The sequence below is a fragment of the Vreelandella glaciei genome, assembly GCF_013415125.1.
GTDB classification, from domain to species: Bacteria; Pseudomonadota; Gammaproteobacteria; order Pseudomonadales; family Halomonadaceae; genus Vreelandella; species Vreelandella glaciei.
In genome coordinates this window covers 1-15,123 of record NZ_JACCDE010000032.1, presented here as the reverse complement: position 1 = coordinate 15,123, position 15,123 = coordinate 1, and the positions used below count along the sequence as shown (strand labels likewise).

12 protein-coding genes and 1 pseudogene are annotated in these 15,123 nt (G+C 55.4%); 5 read left to right on the top strand and 8 right to left on the bottom strand.

All coding sequences use genetic code 11. From position 1 onward, the window contains the following. Nucleotides 1–96: 96 nt before the first annotated feature. The gene (locus HZS80_RS18590; RefSeq protein ID WP_035561333.1) at nt 97–996 is read right to left on the bottom strand and encodes a LysR family transcriptional regulator; all 900 of its coding nucleotides are present in this window, start codon (nt 994–996) and stop codon (nt 97–99) included. A 151-nt stretch (nt 997–1,147) separates the two neighbouring features. On the opposite strand from HZS80_RS18590, the gene HZS80_RS18585 reads away from it, so the two are divergent. Next, nucleotides 1,148–2,353: a CaiB/BaiF CoA transferase family protein gene (locus HZS80_RS18585; protein ID WP_179916911.1), complete on the top strand. Its 1,206-nt coding sequence runs from the start codon at nt 1,148–1,150 to the stop codon at nt 2,351–2,353. 11 nt (nt 2,354–2,364) lie between these two features. Further along, nucleotides 2,365–3,294 carry a hydroxymethylglutaryl-CoA lyase gene (locus HZS80_RS18580; protein WP_035561328.1) on the top strand — a complete coding sequence of 310 codons (930 nt, stop codon included), beginning with the start codon at nt 2,365–2,367 and terminating at the stop codon, nt 3,292–3,294. Between the two features lie 27 nt (nt 3,295–3,321). Here HZS80_RS18580 and HZS80_RS18575 read toward each other — a convergent pair whose 3' ends face one another. The 6 genes from HZS80_RS18575 to speB form a co-directional block, all read right to left on the bottom strand. Further along, on the bottom strand, nt 3,322–4,794 hold the full coding sequence (locus HZS80_RS18575) for an aldehyde dehydrogenase family protein (protein ID WP_179916910.1): 1,473 nt from the start codon (nt 4,792–4,794) through the stop codon (nt 3,322–3,324). Nucleotides 4,795–4,806: 12 nt separating this feature from the next. Beyond that, nucleotides 4,807–5,541, bottom strand: a complete 735-nt coding sequence (locus HZS80_RS18570; RefSeq protein WP_035561326.1) for an MBL fold metallo-hydrolase — start codon at nt 5,539–5,541, stop codon at nt 4,807–4,809. Further along, nucleotides 5,538–6,848 (bottom strand): purine-cytosine permease family protein, encoded by a 1,311-nt coding sequence (locus tag HZS80_RS18565; RefSeq protein WP_035561323.1) that lies wholly within the window; start codon nt 6,846–6,848, stop codon nt 5,538–5,540. The genes HZS80_RS18570 and HZS80_RS18565 overlap by 4 nt, the downstream gene beginning before the upstream one ends. Continuing rightward, a complete protein-coding gene (locus tag HZS80_RS18560; protein ID WP_035561320.1) occupies nt 6,838–8,496 on the bottom strand; it encodes a 5-guanidino-2-oxopentanoate decarboxylase in 1,659 nt (552 codons plus the stop codon). Before HZS80_RS18560 ends, HZS80_RS18565 begins: the two co-directional genes overlap by 11 nt. Before the next feature lie 10 nt (nt 8,497–8,506). Beyond that, nucleotides 8,507–9,889: a YjiH family protein gene (locus HZS80_RS18555; RefSeq protein ID WP_035561317.1), complete on the bottom strand. Its 1,383-nt coding sequence runs from the start codon at nt 9,887–9,889 to the stop codon at nt 8,507–8,509. A gap of 139 nt (nt 9,890–10,028) precedes the next feature. After that, entirely contained in the window at nt 10,029–10,979 is a 951-nt protein-coding gene (speB, locus tag HZS80_RS18550; protein ID WP_035561314.1) for an agmatinase, read from the bottom strand. 220 nt (nt 10,980–11,199) lie between these two features. On the opposite strand from speB, the gene HZS80_RS18545 reads away from it, so the two are divergent. The 3 genes from HZS80_RS18545 (at nt 11,200) to HZS80_RS18535 (ending at nt 14,620) form a co-directional block, all read left to right on the top strand. Further along, nucleotides 11,200–12,624: a sigma-54 interaction domain-containing protein gene (locus HZS80_RS18545; RefSeq protein ID WP_035561311.1), complete on the top strand. Its 1,425-nt coding sequence runs from the start codon at nt 11,200–11,202 to the stop codon at nt 12,622–12,624. Nucleotides 12,625–12,667: 43 nt separating this feature from the next. Further along, nucleotides 12,668–12,934, top strand: a complete 267-nt coding sequence (locus tag HZS80_RS18540) for an ATP-binding cassette domain-containing protein (RefSeq protein WP_281372612.1) — start codon at nt 12,668–12,670, stop codon at nt 12,932–12,934. Nucleotides 12,935–13,237: 303 nt separating this feature from the next. Continuing rightward, entirely contained in the window at nt 13,238–14,620 is a 1,383-nt protein-coding gene (locus tag HZS80_RS18535; protein ID WP_246362284.1) for an aminotransferase-like domain-containing protein, read from the top strand. A gap of 391 nt (nt 14,621–15,011) precedes the next feature. Here HZS80_RS18535 and HZS80_RS23630 read toward each other — a convergent pair. Beyond that, nucleotides 15,012–15,123 (bottom strand): annotated as a pseudogene (locus tag HZS80_RS23630) (IS30 family transposase); the annotation flags it as partial.

Sequence of the window (15,123 nt, the reverse complement as noted above, 5' to 3'; positions counted from 1 at the left end):
TGAAGGCATACTTCAGCGCCACCGCTCAAGGCATTTTGCCATCACAAAATATTTGCCAGCTTTCACAAAATACGAAGCCATTTGCAGATTCTGCAGCTAGCTCTCAACTGCTTTCTGGGTGAGGTGATCGACCAGATGCCGCGCCGTCACATGCAACGAGGCGTAGCGGCGCATGCCAATCACCAGCTCACGCTGGGCCCAGGGATCGCTAAGGGGGATGCTTTTGAGCTGCAAATCACCCAGATCACGATAGATGGTCTGCTCGGGGAGTACGCCAACGCCCATACCGTGGTGAATCATCCGGCAAATAGCGTCAAAGCTACGTACCTGAATGCGCATACGCAGCGCTTTGCCTGCTAGGTTAGCTTGTTCATTCAACAGTGATTGCAGCGAGGCGTCCTGCTGTAAGCCAATAAAATCGAAGGCCAGCGCTTCGTTAAAAGCGATGCTTTCACGCTCAGCCAAGGGGTGATCCATGGGCGTCATTAACATGAGACGGTCATGTCGATAAGAGAGCTGCTGAAGGTCTGGCGCTGGCACATGCCCGGCGAAAATGCCTATATCCGTCAGGCCATCGCGCACGGCGGCAATGATTTCACTGCTAACCCGCTCCTGCAGATCAATCTTGATTTCAGGATAGAGGCGGGTAAAGGCACTGAGATCCTGAGGGAGAAAAGCAATGATCGCCGAGGTATTGGAGTGGATACGCACATGGCCGCGCACGCCTTCTCCGTACTCGCTGAGTTCCGCATGTAGGCGCTCGATGTTATCCATAATGCGCCGAGCATGGTGCAAAAACGCCTGGCCCGCAGGAGTGAGCTCCACACCCCGCGGGCGGCGATACAGCAGCGACGTGCCGACCAGCGCTTCCAGATCGCTTATTCGCTTGCTCACTGCAGCGAGTGCTAAGTGTTCTCGCTCGGCTGCAGCGGTCAGGCGGCCTTCGTCCGCTACGGAAATAAACAGCTTGAGGGTGACAAAATCGAAGCGGCGCATGACACATGACTCCCAAAGGACAGGCGGATTATGCTAACGCACCCCTTCGCTAACCACGAACCCTTTGTTACCGATTGCCTAATTGTCGCTCTGGATCGGCTCACGCATGCTGACAATGAATGATGATAACGATAAATAGAGGAAAGCCTTAATGAATGCTCCCGAAGCCCGCCAGCTTCCGCTCCAAGGCTTGAAAGTGCTTGAGCTTGGGCAACTGATTGCGGGGCCTTTCGCCACCAAACTACTGGGTGAATTCGGTGCCGATGTGATTAAAATCGAACCACCCGGCACCGGCGACCCACTTCGCAAATGGCGAATGATAGAGGATGGCACCTCGCTCTGGTGGCACGTCCAGACCCGCAACAAGCGCTCGGTGGCGCTGGACTTGCGCAGTGAAGAGGGCCAACAGCTGGTGCGACAGCTCGCCGCCGAGGCTGACGTGGTGGTGGAGAACTTCCGCCCCGGCACGCTAGACAACTGGGGGTTGGGCTGGAAAGCACTCTCCCAACTCAACCCACGGCTGATCATGGTGCATATTTCCGGCTACGGGCAAACGGGTCCCTACCGCGACAAGCCCGGGTTTGGCGTCATAGGCGAAGCCATGGGCGGACTGCGTTACCTCACCGGTCAGCCGGGCGAGCCTTCGGTGCGCGTAGGAGTCAGCATTGGTGACTCGCTTTCCGCGCTCTACGCCGTGATTGGTACCCTGCTGGCACTCCAGGAGCGCAACCGCAGTAACCTGGGTCAAGAGATCGACGTCGCGCTGTATGAGTCGGTGTTTGCGATGATGGAGAGCCTGCTGCCGGAATTCGATGCCAGCGGCCAGAATCGCGAACCCAGCGGCAGCGCCCTGCCCGGCATCACCCCTTCCAACGCCTACCGCTGCCAAGGCGGCGATTACGTACTAATCGCCGGTAACGGCGATAGTATTTTCAAGCGCTTAATGGGCGTTATTGGCCGTGATGATCTCGCCAACGACTCGGCCCTGGCCCACAACGATGGACGCAGCCAGCAAGCCGAGATGATTGATACCGCCATTCAAGCATGGACGGCAGAGCGCCCACGGGATGCCATTTTACAGGCGCTGGATGAAGCCCGTGTGCCCGCAGGCTACCCCTACACGGCGGAAGATATCGCCTTTGATCCCCACTATTTGGCGCGGGAGATGATTCAAACCTTCACTCGCCCCAACGGTAAACCGCTAAAAGTACCCGGCGTATTGCCAAAGCTTAGCGCTACGCCAGGGCGAATCGGCGACGGCGGCCCCACCCTTGGCCAGCATACCGACGACGTGTTGGATGAGCTGGGTATTGATCACGAAACCCGCGCCAAGCTGCGCCAAGCGGGCATTATTTAGGGAGTGTTTTTATGAAGTTGGTAACACCTTGCCCCACCAAAATCGAGATCAACGAAGTTGCCCCCCGGGACGGCCTGCAGATTGAGGCTCGGTTTGTGCCCACGGAAGAGAAGATCCGCTGGATTGACGCGCTTTCTACCACTGGTCTGCGCCGCATTGAGGCAACCTCGTTTACGTCGCCTAAAGCGATCCCCAACCTGCGTGATGCCGCTGAGGTGGTGACCGGCATTCAACGCCAGGAGGGCGTCGATCTCACCGTACTGGTACCCAACGTAAAAGGCACCGAACGGGCGCTGGGCTGCCAAGTGGATGAGATTAATCTGGTGATGTCTGCCAGCAATAGCCATGGCTTAGCTAACCTGCGCATGGCGCCGGAACAATCTCTTGAACAGTTCGCAGCTATTTTGGAACTGACACAGGGTAGCGGCGTTTTTATCAATGCATCGCTTTCCACGACCTTCGGTTGCCCCTTCGAAGGCGAAGTGCCCGAAGCGCGGGTACTTGAGCTCATTGAACAACTTATCGACCTTGGCATTCAGGGAGTTACACTCTGTGACACCACCGGTATGGCTAACCCTGCGCAGGTCAAACGCCTGTGTGAAGCCGTGCTTAAGCGCTGGCCAGAAACGCCGTTCACGCTGCACTTCCACAACACCCGCGGCATGGGCTTAGCCAATGCACTGGCGGCGTGGCAGGCGGGCATCAACCGCTTTGATGCTTCATTAGGTGGGCTAGGCGGCTGCCCCTTCGCCCCCGGCGCTAGCGGTAATGTATGCACCGAAGATCTGGTGCATATGTTTGAAGCCATGGGCGTCGATACCGGTGTCGATCTGGATGCACTGCTTGAAGTCGCCGCCACCCTCCCCAACCTTATCGGCCACGATGTGCCGGGGCAGGTGGTCAAAGCCGGGAAATCGACCCGGCGTTATGCGATGCCATAAGTTCATGCCTAATGCTCAAACCTGAGGTTAGGCAGGCCCAATCACATGCTTCACTTCCAGATAAGCACTCAACCCCCAAGGGCCAAGTTCACGCCCAATGCCGCTACGCTTAAAGCCGCCCCAGGCGGTTTCAGGTAGCACGAGTTGCTCGCTGTTGTACCAGATGCTACCGGCTTTCAACTGACGGCCAATGCGCTTGGCACGCTCTGGGTCACCGCTGATGACAGTTGCCGCTAGGCCAAAAGCACTGTCGTTGGCGAGTCGAATCGCTTCGGCTTCACTTGTCACGCTGCGGGCGCAGAGCACCGGGCCGAAAATCTCCTCTTTCCACAGGCGGCTCTCAAGCGGTACATCGCGATAAAGCGTGGGGGCCAGGAAGTAGCCCTGGGTCGGCAACGTGCGGTGCGTCGCATCGCGCACGACTGTCAGTCCTTCCTGTTCGGCCAGATCCAAATAGCGTTGCACGGCGTCGCGCTGTTTGGCGCTGGTCAGCGGGCCTAAGTCGATGCCTTCGGCTAGCGGGTCGCCTAGCGTTAGCGCATCCATTCGCTCTCCAAGCGCGGCATAGAGTGCTTCCGCTACGTCTTCGTGTACCAACAGGCGCGAAGTTGCTGAGCAGATTTGTCCGGCATTGAAGTAAATGCCCGCCATTACCCAGTCAGCGGCTTGCGCCGGGTCGGCATCTTCCATCACTAAAATGGGGGATTTGCCGCCTAGTTCCAGCGACACGCTCGCGGTGCGGGCACTAGCCGACTGCATGACCGCTTCACCCACGCGATTACTTCCGGTAAAGGAGATTTTATCCACGCCTGGGTGGCTGGTGAGCGGTGCGCCGATACCCTCACCGTCGCCGTTAAGCAAGTTGAGCACACCCGCGGGCAGGCCAATCTCCAGGGCGATTTCTGCCAGCACTAACTCAGGGAGCGGTGTCACTTCGGATGGTTTAAGCACAGCGGTACAACCGGCTGCCAAAGCAGGCGCTAGCTTCCAGGCGCTGGTGACGAGTGGGAAATTCCACGGCGCAATCAGCCCCACCACGCCCACAGGGTCATGATAGGTACGCGCTTCAACACCCCCCATTTCCACACTGACTAACTCACCCTGACGGGCATCCAACGCTTTAGCCTGCTTGGCATAGTAGCGGTAGCAGGCAATAGCATCTTCCAGGTCGATCCCCGCCTCCGCTAATGGCTTGCCATTGTTGGTCGCCGACAGCGTGATAATCGAGTCACGGCGGGCTTCCAGTGCATCGGCGAACCCTTCCAAATACTCTGCACGTGCGGCACCACCCAACGCCTGCCAATCAGGCTGCGCCTGCTGGGCCGCTGTTACGGCGGCGGCTACATCCGCGGCATCTCCCGCAGTAACCTGAGCAATGCGTTCTTCGCGGTAAGGGTTCATCACATCGAGGAGTCGAGTGCCCGCTGAAGCGACCCACTGGTTATTGATAAATTGCTTATCAAGTATAGAAGCGTGTTCTATTTTAGATGTCGTAGACACGATTAAGGCTCCTTAAAGCTCGTGTTGGCGAAGCCAATCATCGATGAGCGTTGTGAGATGCTGGCCGCTAAAGCTGGGGAAATGGCCGCCGTGCACGGTGCGGACGGGCAGCGTGCGCAGCCGCCGCATGCTGGCAGCGTAGTCGGTAAGATCGCTGTGCCAGAGGTCTTCAATGAGCGGGCCATCGTAAATCAGATCGCCCGAAATCAGCGTCTGGGTGGCCGCCTCCCACAGGGCGATGCCGCCGGGGGAGTGACCAGGGGTATGGATCACCTCCCACTGACGGTTCCCCAGGTCCAGTATTTCGCCATCCGCCAGCGGGCACACCTGCTGCGGTGCCGTGATGCGGTAGCGGCTGTGCGAATAAGGCTTGGCAGGGAGCGCCTCAAACATGTCATCGCTGAGAAACTGGTCAGCCAGGGTGCGCGTGTTGTCAGGTGAGGCCAGGATGTCCTCCTCGGCGGCATGCACATGGCAACAGCCAAACTCGTGGGCAGCGCCGATATGGTCAAAGTGCGTGTGGCTGGCCACCGCCAATAGGTCACGCTCGGCAAGCTGCGCCACGTGCTGGCGTAGCGGCACCGCGCCCAAGCCAAAGTCCACGACCATGCCCCGCTTGCTGCCCTGGACATGCCAGATATTGCAGCGATAAAACGGCTTGATCCACGGTTCGTCGATCAGGGTGATACCGTCCGCCTTGCTGTCGGTACGGTACCACTGCTGTGCATTGATGCGCTCAAGGCTCATGCGGGCACCCGCTTGGCGAGCGCAACCTTGCTGATCACAAAATAGAGCGCGCCGGTGATCACGAAAACCGGCAGCGACGCGCCAAAATCAAGCGGTGCGACCCAGTTCCAGTAGTAAGCCAGTAACGCGCCGACCGCGTAGCTGCCCAGCGCCAGCCAGTTGAAGGCGGGAAGGCTATGTTCAGCCTGGATCAATTGTGCCGAGGTATAGCGTTGGCGACCCAGCAGGTAGTAATCCACGATCATCAGGGAAAAGGCCGGTATAAAGACGCTGCCGATAATCAATAGGAAGGTCTGGAACTGGTCAAGAATGCCGGGGATCAGCGCGCCTACCACTGACACCACGCCAATGATCAACGCCGGTTTCCAGAACGGCACCTTGGGACGCACGCTCATAAACGAAAGCGTCGCGCTGTAAACACACATCACGTTGGTGGTGAGTACCGAGAAGAAAATCACCAGCGCCGCTGGCAGCCCAAACCCGAAACCACTCAGCAGGGCCGTGGGATCGTAGGTCTGCTCCATGCCTTCCGCGATGGATAGCGCCGAGACCGTGGCACCCAACCCCATGGCAATCAAGGTGGCCGTCACATAGCCGCCCCAGGTGCCGACGACCGCCGCCTTCAGTGTGCGGCAGTGGCGATTGTAGTCCGCCGCCAGCGGTATCCAGGAAAAAGCAGTGGCCACGACGATATCGAAGATCACGCCGCCACCCAGTACACCTTCCGGCTCTAACTGGGTAATACTCGGCAGGTCGTAATGGCGATTGAGCGCAAAAAGCACCACCGCCGATAGCCCCACCATTAACAGCGCCGCGATTTTCTCGACCTTTTCAATGCCCAAGTGTCCGCGAAGCGCGATCAGCACCACCAACGATTCGCACAGCACCGTAAACAGCGCCACGTTGGAGTAACCGGTCAGGCTTTCCACGGCGTAGTCCAGACTCATGCCGGCGAGTAGCGCCTGAATCCAGCTCCAGGCGATCAGCGCCAATAGATTCACCCAGGCGGGGAAATTAGCGCCTTTTCTGCCAAAAGTCCCTCGCGCCAGCACCATGGTGGTCATGCCGGTTTGCTGGCCCATCACCCCGATCAATACCAGCGGGATAATGCCGATCGCCGAACCAATCAATATCAGCAGCATCGCATGCTGAAAGGTCAGATCAGGGACTAAAAACATGCCGGTCAGGATGGTGGTGACCACCACATTGGCACCGAGCCACAGCGCAAAGGTTCCCGGCAGCCCAAGGCTGTGTTCAACATCGTCGGCAGATAGGGTGTCTTGGCCGAGCACATGATTATTCTTCATTGTTATCTCCTGTTGATATCAGGCTTTTCTGCCAAGCAGCGGCGTCAATTTCGATCAGTAAAGGCCCGCTCGTTTCGCGATTGGCGAGCGCCTCGGCAAACTCGGCGGGGCTTTCTACCAGTATGCCGGGGCAACCAAAGCCTTCGGCCAGGGTGAGAAAGTTGGGTGCCTGAATATCCACGCCTAAGCGGGCCACACCGTTGGCGTCCATATAACGACGGATCTCTTCGTAGCCGGCGTTGTGCCACAGCACAATCACCACCGGCAGGCGCGCTTCTACGGCGGTTGCCATTTCCGAGAGGGTAAACATCACCCCACCATCACCAACGAGAGCCACCACGGGCAGCTCAGGCCGTGCCAGCTGGGCACCCAACGCCGCCGGTAGCCCATAGCCCAAGGTGCCGTAACCCGTTGAGGCATTGAAGTAGCGCCTGGGCGCCGGCTGGCTGACCAAGTGATTACCGGCATATACCGGTGCGGTGGAATCGCCCACCAGGATCGCCTCGGGGAGATAATCAGCCAACGTTTTATAAAGCGGCACAAAGTCAGTAAAGGCAGGGTCGTTGACCAAATTAAGCGCGCCCAACGCTGCGGCGGTTCGCTCCATGCCTTGACGCTTCAGCGGCTCAGGACAGTGACCAAGCAGAAGCGCCAAGCTGCGCCCGGCATCGCCCACCAGTCCCAGCGTTGTACGCTGATTGCGTACCAACTGCTCGGGATCAAGGTCGATACGAATCAGCGTGCCGTTGAGGTGGAAGCCATCGTCAAAAACGACGTCATAGTCAGTCTCACCCAGCTCGGTACCTATCGCCAGAATGACATCCGCCTTGGCAGCTAGCTCACGAACGGCGGGCAGCGCGGCATTGGCGCCTAAGTCCAGAGGGTGATCACGGCCAAGCAGCCCCTTGGCGTTGATGGTTGTTACCGTGGGGGCATCCAGTTGCTCAACTAATGCTCTTGCGGCTTCCGGCGCTGAAGCGCAGCCCCCGCCCAATAGCACCAGAGGCTGCTTCGCCGCTTTTAGCAAGCGTGCAGCCTCGGCCAAGCCTTCTGGATCAGGCGCCGCGCGGTAAAGTGTGGGCGCTTGCCAACTGGCCGGCACATCCACTGGGGCATTAAACAGATCGATAGGGATTTCGATATGCACCGGGCCTGGACGCGCCCCGTTAAAAATGGCAAAGGCGCGGGCCAACACGTCGGGCAGTGTGTTGGCGTCCAGCAGCGTGTGGCTAAACCGCGCCACGCCGCTGATCATCTGCTGTTGGCTGGGCAGCTCGTGCAGCCGCCCTTGGCCTAAGCCCAGCGTATCGCGACGGTTGACGCTGGAGATCACCAGCATGGGGATGGAGTCCGCCAGGGCTTGGCCCATAGCGGTAGCAATGTTGGTCATGCCCGGGCCGGTGATAATCAGGCACACTCCCGGTTGGCCGCTGGCACGGGCATAGCCGTCGGCCATAAACCCCGCGCCCTGCTCATGGCGCGGCGTTATATGCTGAACATCGCTGCCTTCCAGCCCGCGATAAAGCTCTACCGTATGCACGCCGGGGATGCCGAACAGAACGCTCACCCCGTAAGTCTCCCGTAGCAGCCGAATGAGTAGCTCAGCACAGGTCACTGTGGATCGTTTACGTGCTTCTTCAACGCTCATTAAAGTCCCCTTAGAAGAAAAACGTATGGGCCATAAAGGCGATGATTGGCAGCGTAATCGCGGTACGCAGTAGAAAGATTGCCACCAGTTCCCAGAATTTGATGGGGATTTTCGACTTGAGCAGCAGCGCGCCTATTTCAGACATGTAAATCAGCTGGGTTAGGGAGAGACAGGCAATCACAAAGCGAGTGAGTTCGCTTTCAATATTGGTCGCTAATACCGCCGGTAGGAACATATCGGCAAAGCCTACCAGCGTTGCGGGCGCTGCCGCTTCTGCCTCTGGGATACGCAGCAGCTCCAGCACCGGCACCATCGGGTAAGAGAGCCAGGTAAACAGCGGGGTAAACTCCGCCAGAATGAGCGCCACCGTGCCAATGGCAAACACCAATGGTAGTAAACCTAGGAAAATATCCATCACGTTGAGCAGCGCCAAACGTGCTAGCTCGCGAGGCCCGGGAGCGCCAGCGGCGCGATTGGTGGCTTGAATCAAGCTATAACGGAACAGGCCGACTTTTTCGGTACGTTCTTCGTTTAACTGACAGCCGACCGGCTCATAGTAATCATTGGACTTGCGCGATAGCGGTGGGATTCGCGGCACAATGACCGCAGCGATTAACCCTGCTACCACGACCGTCGTGTAAAACTGTACAAACAGATGGTTAATATCGACGAAGCTGGTCACTAACAGCGCAAAGGCAATGGAGACCACAGAGAAATTGGTAGCAATGACGGAGGCTTCGCGACCATTGTAATAGCCCTGCTCATACTGCTGCGTGGTAATGAGCACCCCAACGGTACCAGACCCCATCCATGAGGCAGTGGCATCAATGGCGCTGCGTCCCGGCAGATTAAAAATTATCCGGAACGGCTTGCGTACCATGCTGCCGATAAACTCCATAAAGCCAAACTCGACCAGAAACGGTAGCAACAGCGCGGCAAAGAAGAAGAAGGTTAAGAGCACCGGCGCAAGGTCATTGAGCATGACGCCACCGGTAAAGGAGGCAGTGACGAACTCAGGCCCAAACTGGAAATAAGTCATCACAGCAAACAGTGCGCCTAAAGCGCGCATTGCCAACCACAGCGGCCCAACATGAAACATCTCATGCAACATGCCTTTTTTGGCCCAGCCAGGGTCAGCTAGCTTGGCGTAAACAGTGGCTACCACTGAAAGACAAAGCACGACTACCGCGATAGCAGGCAGCGCTGAGCCTAATAGCGTTTGCAACCCCTCCGCCATGAGGCCCATACCAATATTGATAGTATCGCCAAATTTAAAAGGGACGAGAAACAGCAAAACCCCAATTAAAGAGGGCACTATAAACTTCAGTAAATGCGCCTGGGGGATCGGCCCCGACGAGGTCGGCGCTGCGGTCTTAACGTTACTATTCGACATAGGGTTCACCTATTGGAAGTGATTATTGGAGGTGGGCTGGCGGCGTCGTGGCAGGAAGCAGTGCTTCCTGCCATATGTCTTTTTTATTAGCGCCTTATCAGGTCGGCTCTTTTTAAATCAAAACTGTCTTAAGAGCGGCTTAGTCGCCACGCTTCACGCCCGGCAGGACGCAGAGCATTTCATACAGCAGCGTGGCACCCATCAGCGCGGTGTTGCCGCTGGGGTCGTAAGGCGGGGATACTTCCACCAGATCACAGCCGACAATATTCAGGCCCAAAGCGCCACGGACAATTTCCAATCCCTGAGTAGACGTTAGGCCACCCATCTCGACCGTGCCGGTGCCGGGAGCAACGGAGGGGTCCAAACCATCAATATCGAAACTGATGTACACCGGAATATCGCCCATCTGTTCACGCACTTCGGCCATCAGCGGCGCTAGCGAGCGGTACCAGCACTCCTCGGCGGGCACCACACGGAAACCTTGATCGCGGCACCAGTCGAAATCCTCAGCAGCGTAACCAGTACCACGCAGGCCGATTTGTACGACCTTGCCGTGGGCCAACAAGCCCTCTTCCTGAGCACGTCGAAATGGCGTGCCATGAGCAATCGGCTCGCCGAACATGTGCTCGTTCACGTCGGCATGGGCATCGATGTGAATCAATCCCACCGGGCCATGCTTTTTGGCAATGGCGCGTAGAATCGGCAGCGTCAACGTGTGCTCGCCGCCCAGCGTCATCGGAATGCAGTCATGCTTCAGCACGTCGTCGTAAAAAGCGGTGATGATGTCGACGCTTTTCGGCAGGTGGAAGGTGTTGATGGGTACGTCGCCGATATCGGCTACCTGGAGGCTTTCAAACGGCGCGGCGCGGGTTGCCATATTGTAGGGGCGCAGCATGCGCGACTCATCGCGGATCTGGCGGGGCCCAAGACGGGTGCCGGGGCGGTTCGAGGTACCAATATCCATGGGAATGCCGATAAACGCCGCATCTAAACCTTCAGCGGTGTCTTGGGTAGGCAGGCGCATCATGGTGGCGGGGCCTGCAAAGCGCGGCATGGTGTTGCCGCCCAACGGCTGGTTGAACTCCGACATACACATCTCCTTGGATTTGTTGTGACGCTTTAGCCTGTGTAGCTTTCCTAACTTGCGGCCTTAGCTATCTCCTATAGGCGTTGCACAGATCATGCCAAGTCGTAGATCCCTATAAAGTGGTGGGATTACCGGCCAAACGATGCAAAAATGAATCAATCTGATGTTTAAATAATTCATTTTTGAATCAAAAATTCAAAAATGAATTATTTAAAGGGAGTCGATGGCAGTGAGTGAAATAGACAGACGTGTACTGCAAACCATTGTAGAGACCGCTAACGATCACTTCTTTATCGTCAGTGGCGATGGGCAAATAGTCGACATTAGCCCAGGGGCCGAAGCGGTTTACGGGGTATCACGAGAAGAGCTGCTCTCCAGCAATGTGCAGCAGCTGCAAGCGGCCGGGGTGCTCAAGCCCTCCATCACCATGGAAGTGATGCGCACCCGCCGACCAGCGCAGCTTATGCAGGTCACCGGAACAGGCCGCAGGGTCATTGCTGAAGCCTACCCCGTGTTTGTCGACGACAAGCTAGAGCGGATTATCAGTCGTTCCAGAGACTTAACCGATCTTCAACTGCTGCAAGACGAATACGCGCTGCTACAAAAACGCTTTAGCGAGCACTTAAAACGCAGCCAGGCCGCCCCGGATGCGGAAGAGCAGGCGCTGGATGATGCCCTGGATAATCTGCAGGTGCGCAGCAGCGTCATGCGTGAAATTGCGCTACTGCTCAAGCGGGTCGCCCCTTCAGATGCCAATGTGCTGATGCTGGGTGAATCGGGCGTGGGTAAAACCGCCTTTGCCAAACAGCTACACCGCTGGAGCCAGCGCTGTGACGGGCCGTTTATTGACGTTAACTGCGCGGCGATTCCTGAGAATCTGTTTGAGTCCGAGATGTTTGGCTATCAGCCCGGCGCTTTTAGCGGCGCGGCGCGGCAAGGTAAGGCGGGACTGCTGGAGCAGGCCGAGGGCGGCACGCTGTTCTTGGATGAAATAGGCGAGCTGCCGCTACTAATGCAAACCAAACTGTTAAAGGTCATTCAAGATGGCAGCCTGACTCGGTTGGGTGACACTCGCTCCCGCAAGGTCAACTTCCGCTTGGTTGTGGCCACTAACCAAGACTTGGCTAAACAGGTTGAGGCTGGGCGGTTTCGTTTAGACCTTTACTACCGTCTCAATGTGATCCCGGTCACCCTGCCCCCCCTTCGCGACCGCCGGGAGGATATTCCCGACCTTGTCGAAGCCTGTTTAAACCGGTTAAACCAGCGCTATGGGCGGCAAAAAATTCTCGACACCCGCGTTTGGTCAACCCTGATGGGCAGTGAATGGCTGGGCAACGTTCGTGAGCTGGAAAACTGGCTGGAACGTGCTTGGCTTTCCAGCCCCACCGATCAAATCGAGGTGCCTGCCGCTCAACCATATACCGATCAACACCATGCAAGCCTGCCGAGCTCGTCACCAGCAACGTCGATACCCGCACTAGAACCTCATGAAACACTGAAGCAGTACATGGCCCGTTTAGAGCGGGAAACGCTTGAGGCGCTGTGCACCACTCACCCCAGTACCTATGCCATTGCCGAGCGGCTGGGCATCAGCCAATCCAGCGTGGTGCGCAGGCTTCAGCGCTATGGCATTAAGGTGACCAAGTAAATTTTCGCTTGACACAGCGGCTGTCATAAACGATCCAAGTGTCATGAAACAGCAACACCTTCAACACAAGCTGAATCAACTGCCGGTGATGTGTGCTATGTCAAACCAATCGCGTATCCGCCTGGAACGCGTTACCAAACGTTGGGACGCGTCCGCTGCCGTCGATAATATCTCTTTCGACGTCACGCCTGGGCAATTTGTCATTCTGCTAGGCCCTTCGGGCTGCGGCAAATCAACCACGCTGCGTATGATCGCAGGCTTGGAAGAAGCCAGCGGCGGGCATATCTATATTGGTGAGCGCGACGATTGAGTCATTGCTCATCAGGCCTTGAGTATTACTGAGTACTTTTTATCGGCATTCATATTAGGAAATTGGTCAATTTCCCTATGGAAGCTTTGGTAATAAACTCTCTTATAACTTAACGCCATAACACGCTATACTGAACGTTGGAATAGAATTCTAGCTGTGATAACAGTGAGCAATAAGACCAATAAAATAATTGCAGCTTAATGTTGGTTGTGACTACATGTGAGTAAATCACGGAATAGTCCCCTTCTAGTGTTCATCATACTCAACACCAGAGACCACATAGGCGAAAAGTGGGAGCTAAAATTGCCTATATCAATGCAGCGCCAGACTAGAGCTCAAAGAATCGCATCTGACATAGCAAGCCAAATCACTGAAGGCATTTTACGTAAAGGAGATAAGCTTCCTTCCCTACGTGAACACATGCGTTTGCACTGCGATTCCAAGAACACCGTCATTACGGCCTACGATTACTTAGCAGCACAAGGCTTGGTGGAAGCACGCCAAGGGCGCGGTTTTTTTGTTATGGCAATGCCTACACAAACAAATTGCGAGACACAACCGCTCCCTTACACTCGCGCACTCGACACTACTTGGATGATGCGCCAACAACTTGTACGCGAACCAGGGCATTCCCATCTGGGTGAAGGGTTCCCACCAGTCAACTGGCTTATGGATATGCGCCTGGATAAATTTCATCGCCAAGTTGTCCGCGGTGGCATTACCTCCCTATTCCGCTATGGCAACCGCTTCGGTAACGCCAGCTTACGAGAGCAATTGAGCAAAAAAATAGCTAGCTATGGCATTAACGCATTACCACAGCAGATTTTAACCACCTATGGTGCAAACCATGGAATGGATTTGATTATTCGGCGCTTTACCCAACCCGGTTCGACTGTACTAGTAGAAACTCCAGGCTATTACCCACTTTTTGGGAAGTTACAGCTCAGCGGTGTGCGCATGCTGCCCGTACGTCGCGAGGTGGATGGCCCAAATATAGATGATTTAAACAGTTTACTGATTAAGGAGCGGCCGACGCTGTTTTTCATGCAGTCTGTGTGTCACAACCCGACTGGAACTGACATTTCTGAGCATAAAGCACGCCAGATATTAGCCCTAGCAGAACGCCACGATTTAATCGTAGTTGAAAACGACGCAATGGCTGACTTCAAACTTAGCTCAGCATCCAAGCTATCAGCGCTTGATCAGCTTGGCAGGACGCTATATTTGGGAAGCTTCTCCAAGTCGGTATCAGCGGCTTTGCGGGTTGGTTTTATCGCCGGTAGCGAAAAACTAATCTCCGAGTTGGCAGATATAAAAATGTTACTCCATATCGCTGGGGCAGAATATGCTGAACGTACAGTAGATGTCATATTACGTGAAGGGAACTATCTTCGTCATCTTTCCAAGTTACAGGCTCGGCTACGCACAGCTACCGCTGTCGCGCTAAAAATTCTAGAAGAACTCGGGGCGGAAGTCTTCTGCAAGCCAGAACAAAGTTTATACCTTTGGGCTCGATTTCCTGGTATAGAAGATGCTAACGAACTTACGCGCCACTGCATGAAACAGGGAGTTATGCTAGCACCCGGTGCTATTTTTTCGGTAGACCGGAATAATGTAGTTCCTTGGACGCGGTTAAATGTAGCCTATGTGGATGACCCAGCATTTCGTGCGAGCTTAAAATTCTGAACCAGGTTTTATATTAATCATGTTTTAAAAGTTATCAACCATCATCAAACCAAAATTTTAAAAGCAATATACCTTTTCTTCAAACAGAAAAGACCAATAAGACACCGGCCATATAAAATACTCAAGATAAGAGCCACTGCCTATTCAGACAGCAGCTCTCAACACCAACATAAACTTATAAAAAATGCTTTCAGGGAGGACTCACGAGTTTTAAATAATGACAAGCCTTATGTTGATAAATCATCCTAACTTCTCAGGTAAGAAAAGTATTATCTCTGGAAAGCTCATCAAAAGAATTAGCACTAGTACGTCCATTACAAGAAACCAGAAAACACCTTTAAAGATCGCACCAGTAGTTACTAAGTTCCCCACCACGCTTTTTATCCTGAATTCAACTAATAAGTGCAGCACCTGCGGTTTCTAGCGCTCCTGAGTATTCACCTAAGAACACCTGGGCTGGGGTTCGGTATCCCAGCCGCTTTCTTGGTCTATCGTTTAGCTTA

Excerpts from the sequence above, each read along its gene's own strand:
- HZS80_RS18545 (WP_035561311.1), top strand. The coding sequence starts at position 11,200 with ATGGCAGTGAGTGAAATAGACAGACGTGTACTGCAAACCATTGTAGAG.
- HZS80_RS18555 (WP_035561317.1), bottom strand. The coding sequence starts at position 9,889 with ATGTCGAATAGTAACGTTAAGACCGCAGCGCCGACCTCGTCGGGGCCG.
- HZS80_RS18580 (WP_035561328.1), top strand. The coding sequence starts at position 2,365 with ATGAAGTTGGTAACACCTTGCCCCACCAAAATCGAGATCAACGAAGTT.
- HZS80_RS18560 (WP_035561320.1), bottom strand. The coding sequence starts at position 8,496 with ATGAGCGTTGAAGAAGCACGTAAACGATCCACAGTGACCTGTGCTGAG.
- HZS80_RS18570 (WP_035561326.1), bottom strand. The coding sequence starts at position 5,541 with ATGAGCCTTGAGCGCATCAATGCACAGCAGTGGTACCGTACCGACAGC.
- HZS80_RS18540 (WP_281372612.1), top strand. The coding sequence starts at position 12,668 with ATGAAACAGCAACACCTTCAACACAAGCTGAATCAACTGCCGGTGATG.
- HZS80_RS18565 (WP_035561323.1), bottom strand. The coding sequence starts at position 6,848 with ATGAAGAATAATCATGTGCTCGGCCAAGACACCCTATCTGCCGACGAT.
- speB (WP_035561314.1), bottom strand. The coding sequence starts at position 10,979 with ATGTCGGAGTTCAACCAGCCGTTGGGCGGCAACACCATGCCGCGCTTT.
- HZS80_RS18585 (WP_179916911.1), top strand. The coding sequence starts at position 1,148 with ATGAATGCTCCCGAAGCCCGCCAGCTTCCGCTCCAAGGCTTGAAAGTG.
- HZS80_RS18590 (WP_035561333.1), bottom strand. The coding sequence starts at position 996 with ATGCGCCGCTTCGATTTTGTCACCCTCAAGCTGTTTATTTCCGTAGCG.